The sequence below is a fragment of the Streptomyces sp. MUM 2J genome (assembly GCF_022414535.1).
In the GTDB taxonomy this organism is placed as follows: domain Bacteria; phylum Actinomycetota; class Actinomycetes; order Streptomycetales; family Streptomycetaceae; genus Streptomyces.
Genome location: NZ_JADWYM010000012.1, coordinates 1 through 15,586, shown reverse-complemented (window position 1 = coordinate 15,586; position 15,586 = coordinate 1). Strand labels below are relative to the sequence as shown.

Here is a 15,586-nt window from a genome sequence, read left to right as displayed (position 1 = left end):
GCGACCGGCCGGGAGGAGCTGCCGGGCGGCCGCCTCACACGTCCTGCTCGGCCCAGACCGTCTTGCCGTCCGGCGTGTACCGCGTGCCCCAGCGCCGTGTGAGCTGGGCGACCAGGAGAAGTCCGCGTCCCCCCTCGTCGAACGCGCGCGAGCGTTTCATGTGCGGCGTGGTACTGCTGGCGTCGGACACCTCGCACATGAGTGCGGAGTCGCGGATCAGACGCAGCGTCAGCGGGGGGCGGGCGTAGCGGATCGCGTTGGTGACCAGTTCGCTGGCCACGAGTTCGGTGGTGAACGACAGCTCCTCCAGCTCCCAGTCCGCCAGCTGCTCCGTGACGAGGCGGCGGACGCGCGCGACGTCGGCGGGGTCGGCCGCCACGTCCCAAGTGGCGATGTGGGAGGAGGAGAGCGCCCGCGTGCGCGCCAGCAGGAGGACCGCGTCGTCCTCGTACTTCTCCGGTGAGAAGCCGCGCAGCACCTTGTCGCAGAGGCTTTCGAGGGAGGCCGACGGCCCGGTGAGCAGCTCGCCGAGCACCCGCAGCCCGTCGTCGAGGTCGCGGCCTGCGGAGTGCGGCAGGCCGTCGGTGTAGAGCGCGATGACGCTGCCCGGGGCCAGTTCGACGCAGTCGGTCTCGAAGGGCAGCCCGCCGACGCCCAGCGGCGGACCCTGCGGGGACTCCGTGAAGCGGACCGTGCCGTCGGGGGAGACGATGGCGGGCGCCGGATGCCCGGCGCGGGCGGTGGTGCAGCACCGGGACACCGGGTCGTACACCGCGTAGAGGCAGGTGGCTCCGGCGACCGGGGTGTGCTGTGCCGGTGTTCCGCGCCGGGCCGCGTACTCCTCCTCGTCGAGGCGGAGGACGAGGTCGTCGAGATGGGTCAGCAACTCGTCCGGCGGGATGTCGATGTCGGCCAGGGTCAGCGCGGCCGTGCGCAGCCGGCCCATGGTCGCGGACGCCTCGATGCCGTGGCCCACGACGTCTCCCACCATCAGCCCCACGCGCGCGCCCGACAGGGGGATGACGTCGAACCAGTCGCCTCCGACGCCCGCGCTGGACTCCGCCGGAACGTAGCGGGTGGCGATGTCCGCCGCCGAGAGCCGTACACGGCGGCGCGGGAGCAGGCTGCGCTGCAGGGCCAGGGACGTGCTGCGCTCGCGCGCGTAGCGGCGGGCGTTGTCGATGGCTAGTGCCGCCCGGGTGGTGATCTCCCGTGCGAGCAGGATGTCGTCCGTGTCGAACACGTCCGGGGTGCGGTGGCGCATGCAGTGGACGACACCGAGCAGCGTTCCGCGGGCGAGCAGCGGCGCCGTGATGAGGGAGTGGACGCGGTGGAGCCGCAGGATCGCCGCGTAGCGGGGATCGTTCCCGAGCCATTGCCGGACGTCCCGGTCGTCGGCCCAGTGCCCTGACGGGGTGTCGGCCGTCAGGGCTCGCGCCATGGGCGACAACGGGTGGTAACGACAGGGCAGGCCGGGGCGTGCGGCGGACTCGGGGCAGTCGTCCAGGACGGAGCTCTGCGCGGCGCGCAGAAGCTGCGGCTCGCCGTGCCGGGCGGGAGAGGTGCCCGAGCGCAGCACGTCCTCGAAGAGGTCGACGGCGGCGAAGTCGGAGAAGTGGTCGACCGCCACCCGTGTGAACTCCCGCGCGGTCTCCGACACGTCCAGGGTGGTGCCCAGACGGACACTCGCGGCGTTCATGACCGCGAGCCGCTGCCGGGTGCGGTACTGACCGGTGATGTCGAGGGCGGAGACGGGTGCCCGGCGCGGGTGCCGGGGCGGGGTGTCACCGGCCAGCCGGGAGAGCGCGGCCGGCAGGCCGGTCAGCGACGTGATGACCGCGTCGGCCTGCGCCAGGTCGTGCCGACCGGGGGCGGGCGGCGCCTCACCGCGGAGCATCCACACGGTGCGCAGCCCCGCTCGCGACGCTCCCCGGACGTCGGCGTCGAGCCGGTTGCCGACATGGACGGCGCGCTCGGCCGGGACGCCGAGCCGGTCGAGCACGGTGCGGAAGGCCTCCGCCGCGGGCTTCTCGGCGGAGTCGACTCCGCCGAGGACGACGGCGCCGAAAAGCGGGGACAGGCCGTCGCGCCGCAGTGCGTCCCGCACCTGCGGCGGGGAGTTGGAGAGGATGCCGAGCCGGTAGTCGTCGGCCAGTGCCCGCAGCACCGGTGCCACATCGGGGTAGAGCGACTCGACGGGATAGGCCCAGTGCCTGGCGATGTGAGCGCGCAGCAGAGCGACGTCCCCGTCGCGGAGGAACCTTCGGGCGAACGCCGTGCGCAGACCGGCCCCGCCTTCGCGCTCCGCCTCGTACAGGGACCAGAACGCGCTCTCGTCGAAGTCGTCGGCCAGCTCGTGGACCGCGCGGTAGAGCGCTTCGACGAAGCGCTCGTCGTCGTAGATCGAACCCCCGATGTCGAACACCACCGCGTGGACAGGGCCGGCCCTCGTGCCTTCGCTCTGCGCGCTGTGGCTTGCGGTGGCGTCGACTCCCACGCTGAGCCTCCCGGACACGGGGCGCTCCCGTCATCAACCATCGTGGCACCGAGCCCTCCGGCACGCGAACCGCCCGGCGGAGGCGGGACGCCCCCGCCGGGACGTCACGCCTCCGCCGGAGCGCCTCCGCTACGGCTTCCCGCCGGCCCCGCCGCGGCCGGCGAGGACCTCCGGGTTGGCGCAGTGGGCCAGCGGTTCGCCCCGCAGGTGGCGGACCGTCTCCGCGGCGCAGATCCGGGCCGCCTGGTGCGCGGTCTGCTTGCTGGCACCCGCGAGGTGGGGTGTCATCACGATGCCGGGGGTGCGCAGCAGCCGCGAGTCCGCCGGGAGGGGTTCCTCGGGGAAGACATCGAAGGCGGCGGCGAACAGATGCCCCCGGTCGAGGGCGTCGCAGACCGCGTCGTAGTCCAGCAGTCCGCCCCGCGCGCAGTTGACGATCACGGAGCCACCCGGCATGGCCGCGATCTGCTCGGCCCCGATCATGCCGCGGTTGTCCGCCGTCAGCCGGGCGTGCAGGGACAGCACCCGGGACCGCGCCAGCAGCTCGTCCAGGCTCACGTTCTGCACTCCGGGCGCCGCGTTCGAGGACAGGTACGGGTCGTGGACGAGGACGTCCGCGCCGAAGCCGCCGAGGATGCGGGCGACGCGGTGCCCGATGGCGCCGTAGCCGACGAGTCCCACGGTGGTGCCGGCCAGTTCCATGCCGACCTCGTCGTACCGGTAGTAGTCGCCGCGCCACACCCCCCGGGCCAGTTCGTGGTGGGTGTGGGGGATGCGGCGCAGCGCGGCCAGCAGCAGGGCGACGGTGTGCTCCGCCGTCGCGGTGGCGTTGCGGCCCGGGGCGTACGTCACCGCGACACCGTGTTCCGTGGCGGCCTCCAGGCTGGCGTTGACCGGCCCGCCGCGGCCGACGGCGAACAGTTCGAGGTCCGGGCATGCCTCCAGGACCCGGCGGGTGAGCGGAGCCATCTGGGTCACACAGATCCGCACGCCCTGGAGGGCCTCGATGAGCTGTTCCTCCGTGCCGGACGCCTCGTGCACCTCGGCGACGTCGCCGAAGGGTTCGACGGGCCAGGGCAGCTGCAGCTCGCGGATCTCCAGTCCCCCGGGGGGACCGCCGTGCCCGGCGCGCAGCGCGTCGGCGAGCAGGCCGGTGTGGACGAAGTGGTCGCCTGCGGCGAGGATCCTGACGGTCACGGGGTCTCCTCCTCGGGTCCGGCGGCCGGGGCCGGGAAGTCGCCGAAGGCTTCGGCGGGGGTGTTGAACTGCACCAGTGCTGCCGTGTCCGTGCCGTGGAAGCGCAGTTCGGTGATCGCGCAGTTGCGCATCAGGGGGAACAGGCGCCGGTACTCCGACAGCGGGACTCCCAACAGATGGCACAGGAGCAGCCGGTTCAGGGTGCTGTGGCCCACGACCACGACCCTGCCGTCCGGGTGGAGACGGTGGATCTCCCGCAGGGCCGCCATGCCCCGTTCGACGGCGTCGGCCGGACGCTCGCCGTCCGGCAGGTGGTGGAGTGCCGGGTCGGCCTGGAAGGCGGCGAGCTGTTCGGGGAACACGTCGCGCATGTCGGCGGTGGTGAGTCCCTCGCCGCGCCCGAAGTCGATCTCCCGCAGCCGGGGGTCCTCGCGTGGCTCCAGCCCGGTGGCCTCGGCGACCGGCCGGGCCGTGTCGCGGGCACGAAGCAGCGGCGAGACCCACAGGGCGTCCGGTCGCGCGCGCTTGGCCCACGCCGCGAGCTGCTCCGCCTGTTCGCGCCCGCGCGGGGTGAGCGGGATGTCGCTGCGGCCCGTGTAGCGGTTCTCGGCGTGCCAGATCGTCTCTCCGTGGCGGACGAGTACGAGATCGGTCACAGGTGGGCTCTCCTTCGTGCGTGCCGGGCGACGGCCGTGGGCAGCCAGCCGTGCTCTTGCAGTGCGTCGACCAGCTTGAGATGGCTCTCCAGCAGGCGGCGGGTGTGCTCGGGCCGCGGTTCGACCACGGCGCGCAGCCGCACCATGTCGCGGGCGACGGCGCCGAGCGGGGTGGTGGCGCCGAGCGGGGCGGTGGTGCCCGCGCGGGCGAGGACGGCCATGCCGAGCGCGGCCTCGGCGTTGTCCGGCAGCCCGAGGGGACGGGCGAGGACGTCGGCGCGCAGCTGGCACCAGTAGCGGCTGCGGGCCCCGCCGCCGGTGAGGGTCACCGGTCCGTCGAGGGGGGCGCCGAGCAGCCCGAGGTAGTCGAAGCAGAGGCGCTCGACGAACGCGACACCCTGCAACAGCGAGGCGTAGTAGTCGGCGTCCGAGGCACCGCGCCGGTTCCCCAGGGTGAAGCCCTCGGCCCTCGGGGCGAGGAAGGGGAACCGTTCTCCCCTGGAGGCGAGCGGGTACGTCACCAGGCTGGACGGCTCGTACCGCTGGGCCCTGGCGTCCAGCCGGGCGAGGTCGTGCCCGGGGAACACACGGGAGAGGACTCCCGCACCGGTGCTGGAGGCGCCGCCGGGCAGCCAGTTCCCGTCCGGGGCACGGTGCGAGTAGACGACCCCCAGGGGGTCGCGCAGTCGCCGGGCGGTCACGCCCTTGAGCACGAGAGTCGTCCCGAGCACGGAGTTCCACGCACCGGGCTCCAGGGCACCCGCGCTGATCTGGGCCGCGCAGCCGTCGGTCATGCCGGCGACCACGGGGGTGCCCTCGGGGATGCCGGTGGCCTCGGCGGCCTGCGCGCACACGCCGCCGAGCACGGTGCCGGGCCGTACGACGTCGGGCATCAGTCCCGCGGGGATCCGCAGGTCCTCGAAGAGCTTGGTGGGCCATGTCCCGCGCTCCGTGTCGTAGCCCGTCTTGAGGGCGTGGCTGGAGTCCGTGGCCACCGGGCCGCCGGTGAGCTGCCCACCTACGTAGTCGGCCTGGTGGAGGAGCCGGGCCCCGGCGGGGAGGCGGGAGCGGCGGCCGAGCAACCAGAGCAGCTTGGGCAGCGCCCAGGAAGGCTGCGGCCGGTGCCCGAGCCGTTCCCACAGGGCGGCACCGGCCTCGGCGGCCAGGGGGGCCTCCTCGACGGCGCGGGAGTCGTCGTACATCAGGCCCGCGGTCAGGGGGCGCCCGGTGCCGTCGGCGAGCAGGATCGTGCCCGAGGTGGCGCACACGGCGACACCGCGCACCGGGGTGCCGGGCACCGCGCCGAGAGCCTGGCGGCACGCCGTGCGCACCGCGCTCCACCACTGCTCGGGGTCCTGTTCGTGCCGGGGACCGTCCCGGCGGCTCCGCAACTGCTCGGCGCCGGAGCCGCGGGTGCCTCCCGCCGCGTCGACGGCGAGCACGCGGACGCTCTGGGTGCCCAGGTCGATGCCCAGCCACACCTCGGGGCGGGGGTCCGGTTCAGGCATGAGGGTCTCCGGTGGAGGTCGTACCGGCCGGGCGGGGGGACGTGTCCGGGCAGGGTGGGGAACCGGCGAGAACCTGCCAGCCCCTGGCGGACAGGCCGCGAAGGGCGAGGAACGTCTCGAAGCGGGACGCGTGGAACGCGCTGCGCTGCGCGTCCGGTTCGTCGGCCGTCCGGATGCGTACGTACCGGCGGGCGGCGGTGGTGATGTCGGGTTCCTCGCCGAGGCTGACCAGACCGCTCAGGAAGGCACCCTTGGCGCCGACCTCGCTGTCGGCCGACCGCACGGTGCGCAGTCCGGTGACGTCGGCGATGAGCCGGCACCAGGCGTCGCTGGCAGCGCCGCCGCCGCACAGGCGCAGTTCGTCCGTCGCGGCGCCGGAGGCGGTGAGGCAGTCGCGGATCACCATGGTGAGCCCTTCGAGGACGGCCCGGGCGATGTCGCAGGGCCGGTGGTCCAGGCTCATCCCCCAGAACGTGCCGCGGGCGTGCGGGTCGAGGAAGGGCGCCCGTTCCCCGGCCGGTGAGAGGTAGGGCAGGAAGACCAGGCCGCGGGCGCCGGGCGGGCTCTGGACGGCGAGCTCGCCGAGCTCGGCCGGTGTGCCCAGGCCCAGGGTCTGCACGGCCCAGGCGATCACCTCGGTGCCCGCGAGGGTGGGGAAGGCGCGCAGCGTGCGGCCGGGCGAGCCCACCGCGATGGTCAGCCCGGACGGCTCGCCCCCGGTGTCGAGGCCTTCCCGCACCACTTCGGTGCACAGCGTGGTGCCGAGGATCGTGCAGGCCTGGCCCGGTGCGGTGGCGCCGACGCCGATCGCCGTCGATACGACGTCGTACGGGGCCATCACCACCGGCAGTCCGGCCGGCAGGCCCAGCTCCTCGGCGGCCCGGCCGGTGAGTTCCCCGACCCGCCCGTCGTCGTCGCGTACCGGGGGCAGCAGCCGCGCCGCCCAGTCCAGACCGAACAGTGTGCGGATCCCGGGGGAGTAGTGCCGGGTCCGGGGGTCGAGGAAGGGGGCCGAGGCGTCCGACTCGTCGACGGCCGTCACACCGGTGAGGCGCAGGAAGAGCCAGCCGCCGCAGTACAGGGAGGCGGAGGAGCGCGCCAGCCGGTCCGGATCGTGCTCGGCGAGCCAGGCGAGCACGGCGTTGGGCAGACCCGGGAACGTCAGCGATCCCGTGCGGCGGAAGGCCTCCTCCAGGACTCCGGAGGCCCGCCAGGCCTCGACGGCGGGCGCGGCGCGCCCGTCCGACCACAAGATCGCTGGCCCGGTCGGCTCCCCCTTGTCGTCGACGAGCCAGCAGCCGTCGCCCTGCGCCGTGAAGGCGATGAAGCGCACGCCGTCCGCGGCATGGCGCCGGGCGGACCGGACGGTGGCCACCACGGCTTCCCACACCGCGCTCATGTCCTGTTCGGCCCAGCCGGGCCGTGGACGCCGGACCGAGGTGGCCTGGCGTACGACGGCCATCTCGTTGCCCTCGTCGTCCAGGACAACGGTCTTGATCATGGAAGTGCCGACGTCGACCGCGAGCACGGACATCGGGATGGCTCCTTGTCCCAGCGCACTGCTGAGTGAGGGGGACGGTCGGGCCGCGGTGCGGCCCGGCGTCTCCGGTGGGCGGGTGTGCGTCCCACCCCTCCAGCTTGACGGGCCGGACGGGCGTTCGGCGGGGTGACGGTCCGGGGCCGGGCCGGACAGGGGTTCGGCGGGCCGTCCGGCCCGGCCCCGGCCGGTGGACCGGGGCGGTGGGGGCGTGCCCTGGCGGCCGTCGCCGCGCGGCGGGGGCGGGGTGCCGCCGGTCACCCGCGTCCGTGCGAGGCCCGTGACCTCCGGGCGACCGAGTCCAGCGCCACCGCGAGGAGCAGGACGCCTCCGGTGACGGCGAAGCGGTAGGCGGAGCTGAGGCTGAGCAGGGTCAGACCGCTGGAGATGGACTGGATGACCGTGACGCCGAGAAGAGCCGAGAAGGCCGATCCCCGGCCGCCGAAGAGGCTCGTGCCGCCGATGACGGCCGCCGCGATGGCGTTGAGGTTCACGTCACCCCCACCGCTGCTCTGGTTCGCCGACGCCAGGCGGGCGGCGGCGAGCACCCCGCCGAGCGCGGCGAGGGTGGTGCAGGTGACCAGGGCGCCCGTGTACACCCGCCGTACGTCGATGCCGGCCCGGCGCGCCGCCTCGGCGTTGCCGCCGACGGCGTACAGGGTCCGGCCCCACCGGGTGCGGGTGAGGACGTGGTGAGCGGCGATCACGAGAGCGACGAAGGCGACGTACATCCAGCCGACGCCCCGGGCGCGGTTCAGGTACCAGACACCGGACTCCAGCAGAACCAGCAGGGCGCCCGACCGCAGCGCGGTCAGCCGCAACGGTGGGGCGGACAGACCCGCCCGCGAACGCCCCCGGGCGCGGGCGAAGCCGCTGACGAAGTGCCCGCCCGCCGCGCCCAGGGCCAGGAGGTAGGACAGCCACACGGGGACGTAGGCCGTCTGCGCGAAGTGGACCAGGGCGGAGTCGAAGGGGATGTTGACCGAACCGCGTTCGCCCAGGATCCCGAGCTGGATGCCGAGGAAGCCGAGCAGGCCGGCCAGGGTGATCACGAAGCTGGGTACCCCGAGCCGGTTGTACACCTGCCCGTAGAACCAGCCGATCAGCGCTCCCGCGGTCAGGGCGGCCAGCACGGCCAGGGGCCACGGCAGCCCCCGGTCGACGAACAAGAGCGCCATGACGGCGGCGGCGAGGCCGCTGACCGAGCCCACGGAGAGGTCGATCTGGCCGACCAGCAGGACGCAGACCACCCCCAGGGCGATCACCCCCACGGGCACGCTCTCCATGGCGAGGTTGCCCAGGTTGGCGCTGGAGAGGAAGGTCGGGTTGGCCGTGTCGAGCACCGTCCAGATGACGATCAGGCCGGCGACCACGGGGAGGGCACCCAGGTCCCCGGAGCGGAAGCGGTCGGCGAGTGCGCGGGCGGTGCCGCGTATCCCGGTGTGGACGCGCAGGCGTTCGTCACGCAGGTCGAGGGCGACGGGCCGGATGTCGGTCGTGGTGTCGTTCACGGGGTCACCTCTGGGGTGCGGGCGGAGGCATGGTCGGCGGAGCGGCTCGCGGCCCTGCGGGCCACCACGTTGTCGGTGGCTCCGGTGATCGCGGCGACGACTTCCTCGGCGGTCACGGAACCCACGTCGAAGACGCCGTTGTTGCGGCCCAGACGCAGCACCGCCACCCGGTCCGCGACCGCTTTCACGTCGGACATGTTGTGGCTGATCATGATCACGCCGAGTCCGCGTTCCCGGAGGCGCTCGATCAGGTTGAGGACCTCCGCGGTCTGGGCGACGCCGAGGGCCGCGGTGGGTTCGTCGAGGATGATCAGCTTGGGATCGCCCAGGAGGGACCGCGCGATGGCGACGGTCTGGCGCTGCCCTCCCGACAGGGAGGCGACCGGCGTGTGGAGGCTGGGGATCTTCGCGGAGAGCTGGCCGAGGAGCTCCCAGGACCGGGTCTCCATCTCGACCTCGGCGAGCCGGTGCGGGCGTATCTCACGGCCGAGGAAGAGGTTCTGGATGACGTTGAGGTTCTCGCACAGCGCGAGGTCCTGGTAGACGGTGGCGATGCCCAGCTTCTGGGCGGCGCTCGGGTCGGGGACGGCGACCGGGCGCCCCTGGAAGGACAGGGTGCCGCCGGCGTCCGGTGTGTGGACGCCCGCGAGCACCTTGACCAGGGTGGACTTGCCGGCCCCGTTGTCCCCGACGAGCGCCACGATCTCACCGGCGTGGACGTCGAGGTCGATGCCGGTGAGGGCGGCGACCGCGCCGAAGGTCTTGCTGATCCCGCGCAGGGACAGCACGGGCGTCGGGGCGCCCTTGGGCCCGGCGGCTGCGGATGTGGGCATGAGTCTGCCTCGCATGGTCTGGGGCCGTCAGGCCGCCCCGGGGAGCGGCCTGACGGAACCCTCGGGTGGGGATGACGGGGGTGACTACTCGATGCCGGCCTTGCGGCAGGCCTCGGCGTAGGCGGCCGTGCAGATCTCGGATGTCTTGAAGGGCCCGTTGTCGATCAGGGTGACGGCGAGGTTGTCGAGGGTGACCACCGTCGGCTCGAACAGCCGGGCGGGGGTGTCGAAGATCGACGTCGGTGCGGCGGGGGTCTCGCCCTGGGCGAACCCGTAGGCGATCTCCGCCGCGGCCTCCGCCACGGTCTTGATGGGCTTGGAGATGGTGTTGTACTGCTCGCCCGCGACGATGTGCTGCGCGGCGGCGAGTTCGGCGTCGTTGCCGGTGACGGGCGGCACCGTGTCGATCCCCGCGGCCTTGAAGGCGGCGATCGTGCCGCCGGCCGTGCCGTCGTTGGCCGCGACCACGCCCGCGATCCTCCCCTTGTACTGGGTGATCTTGGAGCTGACCCAGTTCTGTGCCTTGGTGGGGTCCCAGCCGGGGGTGTCGTACTCGTCGAGCAGCTTCAGTCCGCTCGGGTCGACGGCCTGGTGGATGCCCTTCTTGATCAGGCCCGCCGCGGCGTCGGTGGGGGAGCCGTTCACCTCCAGCAGACCGCCCTTGGCGCCGGTCTCCTTCAGGTGGTCCACGAGGGACTTGGCGATCATCCGGCCGATCGCCTCGTTGTCGAACGAGACGTAGTAGTCGGCCTTGCCGTCGGGGATGGGACGGTCGTAGGCGATGACGGGCACGCCCTGTGCGTGCGCCCTGTTCACGATGGTGGCCGCGGCGGCCGAGTCGACCGGGTCGATCACCAGCGCCTTGACGCCCTGGGCGAGCGCGGAGTCGGCCTGTCTCTGCTGGGTCGCCGGGTCGGCCTTCGCGTTGGCGTACACCACCTCGCAGTCGGCGCAGAGGGAGGACAGCTTCGCCTCGAACAGCGGCTTGTCGAAGAGCTCGTAACGAGTGGAGGCGATGTCCGGCATCAGGAAGGCGACCTTCATCTTCGCCGAGCCGGAGTTCGACGTGCCGCCGGCGCATGCGGTGAGGGTGGCGAGAGCGGCGAGCGCCGTCACGCCGGTGGCTGCCTTCAGGGCGCGGTGCTTGAACATCGGATTCTCCTTCGCCGCCGCCGGAGCGGCTGGGGCGTGGCCGGGGGCGCGGCACGCGCGGTGCGGGACGCGGGGGAGCGGAGCCGTCGGCCCCGGGCCGGGTGGATGAGGAGCCCGCATGGCCGGACCGGTTCCTGCCGCTTTCGTGGAGCGCGGGGACCGCTTCCTCGGGATGAGCCGGTGTTCGACGGCTCCGCCCTGCGGGTATGTGAGATCTAACTCCACGGATGTTAAATCTGACAAGGCTGCTGGTGTTTTCTGTTACGTCTTCGCAATCCGAGGCAGCGCCGTCCGTCTCCCGGCACGCGCGGTGACAGGTACCTTGAGGTGCATGGATGACAAGAAGCTCGTCGTGGCGGAGGACAACGACCGGTCCGGTCTCGGCCTGAGCGAGCGGCGTGAAGTGATACGTCGCGAGGTGCTCCGGCAGGGCTTCACACGGATCGACGACCTCGCCCGGGTGCTCCAGGTCAGCGTGATGACGGTGCACCGCGACCTGGACGCTCTGGCCGAGGAGGGGTGGCTCACCAAGGTCAGGGGCGGTGCCACGGCCAACCCCTCCGCGCTCCAGCAGGCGGGGGTACGCGAACGCACGGCGGCGCTCAACGCCGAGAAGGAAGCCATCGCCGCCGTCGCCGCCGAGTCCCTCCACCGGGGGCAGACCGTCTTCGTCGACGAGAGCACAACGGCCCTCGCGCTGCAGCCCCACCTGGCCGCGGCCGCGCCGCTCACGGTGGTGACCAACTTCCTCCCGCTCGTACGGGCCCTCGGTGCCGTGAAGGGCATCGAGGTGGTCACCCTCGGTGGCCGCTACTTCCCCCTTCAGGAGGCGTGCCTCGGCTACCAGACAGCACAGGCCATCCGGAACCTGCGGGCCGACCTGCTGTTCATGTCCACCACCGCGGTCAGTGCCGGCGCCTGCTACCACCGGTCCGAGGCGACCATCGAGGTCAAGCGGACGTTCATGCAGTGCGCCGACCGCTCGGTACTGCTCGTCGACCACGCCAAGTTCGGCCGCCGCGCCCCCTACCTGCTCGCCCCCCTGGACAGCTTCGACCAGATCGTCACCGACTCGGGTGTCGACGACGAGGAGATCGCGGCGCTGCGGGAGGGGGGCGCCCAGGTGCGTATCGCGCCGGTGGGCCGCGCGTAGCGTGCACGTGCGGCCGCGGGCGAGCGGTGCGTTACTGGGACTCGGGGGACAGGTCCCACTCCGCCGGACGCCGTGGACGCACCGTTGGACGCGAAGACACAGCGAGCGCACCGGGGACGGCTCGACCGCCTCGGCATACCGAGGCCGCTGGCCTGGGGCTTCCCCGGTGTCCTGATCTTCATGATCGGCGACGGTGTCGAGTCGGGTTACCTGTCGCCGTACCTGACCGACCAGGGCGTGTCCGGGAACGGGGTGGCCCTGCTGTTCACGGTGTACGGCGTCAGCGCCGGCATCGCCGCCTGGCTGTCGGGAGCGCTTTCGGACCTCTGGGGGCCGCGCCGGGTGATGTGGGCCGGCCTGGCCGTCTGGGTCGCCTTCCAGCTCCTCTTCCTCGTGGTCGCGGTCCCGACGGTGAACTACCCCCTCCTGCTGACCGCCTACGGACTGCGGGGGTTCGGGTTCCCGCTGTTCGCCTTCGGCTTCCTCGTGTGGATCGCCGCCGCGACACCGGCGGCCCGGCTCGGCAGCGCCGCCGGATGGTTCTGGTTCGCCTTCACCGGCGGACTGCCCACCCTGGGCTCCCTGGTGGCCAGCGGTCTCGTGCCGCGCATCGGCGCCTACCGGACTCTGTGGGCCGCTCTGCTCCTGGTGGCCGCCGGTGGACTGATCGCCCTCCTCGGCGTGCGTGACCCGACGGGCGGACGCCGCCTGGCACCACAGGGCGAACGGCCGCTGGCCACACTCCTCGGAAGCGTCAGAATCGTGTGGCGCAACCCCCGCATCGGCGTCGGCTGCCTGGTGAGGATCATCAACACCGCACCCGAGTTCGGTTATCTGGTCTTCCTGCCGATCTTCTTCACGGAGACCATCGGATTCAGCCTCTCGCAGTGGCTTCGCCTGCTGACCGTGATGTTCGCCGTGAACATCGTCTTCAACCTGCTCTTCGGCCTGGTGGGGGACCGTTTCGGCTGGCGTCGCACGGTGGCCGTCTTCGGCGGCGTGGGCTGCGCGATCACCACACTCCTGCTGTACTACGTGCCTACGGCCGCCGGGGACGACTACCCCCTCGCCCTGCTCGTCGCAGGTCTGTACGGGGCCACTCTGGCCGGCTACGTCCCGCTGTCCGCACTCATGCCGTCGCTGGCGCCGCAGCACAAGGGCCAGGCCATGGCGGCGCTGAACCTCGGCGCCGGCGCCTCGGCCTTCGTGGGACCGGCGATCGTGGGAGTCCTGCTCGCGCCCCTCGGCGTGGCGGGTGTCATGTGGGTCTTCGCCGGGCTGTACGCGTCGAGCGCCGTGATGACGACCTTCCTGCGGCTGCCCGGCGAGACGGCCGACCGCGGCCGACGCCCGCAGACCGAGCGGGCCGCCGCGGACGTGGCCGGGCTCGCCGCCCGGGCCGGCGGCACTCTGCTGGGCCATCCGGTACGGCTGCGTCCGACCCCCGGCCAGGACGTGGAGCTGATCCTGTTCGACGTGGGCGGCACGCTGTACGACGACGACTGCTTCGCCCAGGCCCTGTACCGGGCGGCATGCGACCTGGGCGGCAACACCGTGGACGAGGCCGAGTTCTGGCACCTCTACGACGCGCAGCGCGAACGCGGGGCGGGCTCACTGCACCGGGCGGTCGCGGCGGCGTTCGTCCCCGGTCGTGAGCAGGAGCTGCGTCGCCTCACCCGCCGGCACTGGCACTACCCCGCCGAGGCGCTCTATCCGGACGTCGTACCGGTCCTCACCGCGCTCGCCGGCCGCTACCGCCTGGGCATCGTGGCCAACTCCCCGGGCCAGGTGCTGGCCGCCCTGGAGCGCGACGGGCTGCGTGAGCTCCTCACCGTCACCGCGCTCTCCGACGACGTCGGTGCGGAGAAGCCCGATCCGGCTGTGTTCCGGCATGCGCTGGCCCGGGCCGCGGTCCCGCCCGAACGCGCTCTGCACGTGGGCAACAGACTGGAGAACGACGTCCGTCCGGCCCACCGGATCGGCATGCGGACCGTCTGGATGCTGCGGGGGGAGGCCAGCCACGCCCCCACTCTGCGGCAGCTCGCGGAGCCCGACGCCGTGATCACCACCCTGACGGGCCTGCCGACCGTGCTGGCACGCCTGGCGGGAGGCGACCCTCCCGGCGGGAACGCCGCCCGCTGAGCCACCCGGCCGGCGCCGCGGCAGCAGGCCGCGTTGCTTGCCGGGGCCGGAGCGGGCCGGGGACACCACCGCCCGGACTGCAGGGAACCCTTGCCGCTGCCGTCCGGCTCCGTGCCCTGCCGGGGAGACAGGTCCTGGCCGAATCCGCCGGGGGCGTGCCCGGCCACCGGTGGGTGCAGACGGGGACGCCGACGGCGAGGGCACGCCGGTACTCCGGCCCGGCCGGCCGCAGAGCCGGCTCCCGGTGCTCCGCGGGTCAGTGCTGCTGCCCAGGGTGGTGGGAGACGTCCTCCCGAGCCCGGCGCCAACGTGAGACCGCCTGCTCGACGACGCTGTCCCACTGTCGTCGGACCTCCCGCTCGGAGGGGCGCCGGCCCTGACGGATCAGGATGAGCTCTTCGCGCACCTCTCGGCCCAGCGCGGCCGACGCGACGAGGACGAGCATCACGGTGAAGAGGGCCGAGAGCATGGCGAAGACCGCGCCCACGACGCCGTAGCGGGACGCGTACACGTTGAAGAGACGCGGCAGATACAGGGCCGCGCCCAGTGAGTAGGCCGCCAGGAGGATGGTGGCGGTGATGCCGAAGGGAATCAGGTCCGGCCAGGCGATGCGTCCTGCCGACAGGATCCGGCCGCTCCAGACGAGGAACACCGCGTTGACCGCCGCCTCGCACACCACGGCCGACAGCGCCAGTCTGCCGCCGAGCACCATCGAGATCCACCCGGTGACCAGGATGTAGCCCCCGAGACCGGCGATCCACCACAGGCCGTTGCGCGAGTTGCGCACGCTGAGGGGCTTGAGCTCCCACGTCTGTTCGAAGAGCCGTTGCGCGGCGCGCGCGAAGCTGAGCGCTGAGATCGTCAGGAAGAGCGCTCCGAGGACGCCCACGCCCGCGCCCGCCGTCTGCGAGGCGGAGAAGAGGGAGTCGACCGCCTCGGCGCCGGCTCCGTCGAGGTCGTAGCGATGGATGATCCGCTCCGAGGCGTCCGACGGGACCAGGCCGCCCAGTACGGCTCCCAGCAGGACGGCGAGCGGAATCAGCGTGGTGAGGGCGCTCGACGCCAGAGCCATCGAACGGTCGAAACCGACGATCCTCTGGAAGCGGTTGACGACGCGCAACGCGAAAGCAGGACGCAGCCAGAACGTCAACGTCCTGAAGATACGCTCGCGGTTGATCCTCGCCGTCCTGCCCTCCACGGGATCCGGTGAACTCCGGCCGCCCGACCGTACCGGCCGACGCACGGCGGGTCCGCCGCACGACACGCGTCCTTCGTCCGAAAGGCCGGGACCGGGAATCCAGGTGCGCTCCGCCGGGGGTCCTGACAGGATCCACAACGCCGCTGCGTTTACCGGTTCGAGCGGGATGCAAGCCCCTTCTCCATGATCGCGATTTCGGTGT

At 72.8% G+C, this 15,586-nt stretch carries 11 protein-coding genes; 2 read left to right on the top strand and 9 right to left on the bottom strand.

The window, feature by feature from the left end; translation table 11 throughout:
- Positions 1-34: 34 nt before the first annotated feature.
- The 8 genes from I3F54_RS32375 to I3F54_RS13145 all read right to left on the bottom strand — a co-directional run bounded on the left by I3F54_RS32375 (position 35) and on the right by I3F54_RS13145 (position 10,891).
- Positions 35-2,515, bottom strand: coding sequence for an HAD-IA family hydrolase (locus I3F54_RS32375; RefSeq protein WP_240118906.1), 2,481 nt, complete (start codon positions 2,513-2,515; stop codon positions 35-37).
- Between the two features lie 111 nt (positions 2,516-2,626).
- Positions 2,627-3,694: a 2-hydroxyacid dehydrogenase gene (locus I3F54_RS13175; protein ID WP_240118905.1), complete on the bottom strand. Its 1,068-nt coding sequence runs from the start codon at positions 3,692-3,694 to the stop codon at positions 2,627-2,629.
- On the bottom strand, positions 3,691-4,350 hold the full coding sequence (locus I3F54_RS13170) for a histidine phosphatase family protein (RefSeq protein ID WP_240118904.1): 660 nt from the start codon (positions 4,348-4,350) through the stop codon (positions 3,691-3,693). Before I3F54_RS13170 ends, I3F54_RS13175 begins: the two co-directional genes overlap by 4 nt.
- Positions 4,347-5,858: an FGGY-family carbohydrate kinase gene (locus I3F54_RS13165; RefSeq protein WP_240118903.1), complete on the bottom strand. Its 1,512-nt coding sequence runs from the start codon at positions 5,856-5,858 to the stop codon at positions 4,347-4,349. Before I3F54_RS13165 ends, I3F54_RS13170 begins: the two co-directional genes overlap by 4 nt.
- On the bottom strand, positions 5,851-7,392 hold the full coding sequence (locus I3F54_RS13160) for an FGGY-family carbohydrate kinase (protein WP_240118902.1): 1,542 nt from the start codon (positions 7,390-7,392) through the stop codon (positions 5,851-5,853). Before I3F54_RS13160 ends, I3F54_RS13165 begins: the two co-directional genes overlap by 8 nt.
- 260 nt (positions 7,393-7,652) lie before the next feature.
- Complete coding sequence (locus I3F54_RS13155; protein ID WP_240118901.1) at positions 7,653-8,906, bottom strand: sugar ABC transporter permease; 1,254 nt, start codon at positions 8,904-8,906, stop codon at positions 7,653-7,655.
- Complete coding sequence (locus tag I3F54_RS13150; protein WP_240118900.1) at positions 8,903-9,739, bottom strand: ATP-binding cassette domain-containing protein; 837 nt, start codon at positions 9,737-9,739, stop codon at positions 8,903-8,905. Before I3F54_RS13150 ends, I3F54_RS13155 begins: the two co-directional genes overlap by 4 nt.
- Before the next feature lie 84 nt (positions 9,740-9,823).
- Positions 9,824-10,891 (bottom strand): sugar ABC transporter substrate-binding protein, encoded by a 1,068-nt coding sequence (locus I3F54_RS13145; RefSeq protein ID WP_240118899.1) that lies wholly within the window; start codon positions 10,889-10,891, stop codon positions 9,824-9,826.
- A gap of 331 nt (positions 10,892-11,222) precedes the next feature.
- On the opposite strand from I3F54_RS13145, the gene I3F54_RS13140 reads away from it, so the two are divergent.
- Both I3F54_RS13140 and I3F54_RS13135 read left to right on the top strand, forming a co-directional pair.
- Complete coding sequence (locus I3F54_RS13140; RefSeq protein WP_240118898.1) at positions 11,223-12,044, top strand: DeoR/GlpR family DNA-binding transcription regulator; 822 nt, start codon at positions 11,223-11,225, stop codon at positions 12,042-12,044.
- 84 nt (positions 12,045-12,128) lie between these two features.
- Complete coding sequence (locus I3F54_RS13135) at positions 12,129-14,186, top strand: RbtT/DalT/CsbX family MFS transporter (RefSeq protein ID WP_240118897.1); 2,058 nt, start codon at positions 12,129-12,131, stop codon at positions 14,184-14,186.
- A 256-nt stretch (positions 14,187-14,442) separates the two neighbouring features.
- Here I3F54_RS13135 and I3F54_RS13130 read toward each other — a convergent pair whose 3' ends face one another.
- Positions 14,443-15,336 carry a YihY/virulence factor BrkB family protein gene (locus I3F54_RS13130; RefSeq protein ID WP_240118896.1) on the bottom strand — a complete coding sequence of 298 codons (894 nt, stop codon included), beginning with the start codon at positions 15,334-15,336 and terminating at the stop codon, positions 14,443-14,445.
- Positions 15,337-15,586 lie beyond the last annotated feature (250 nt).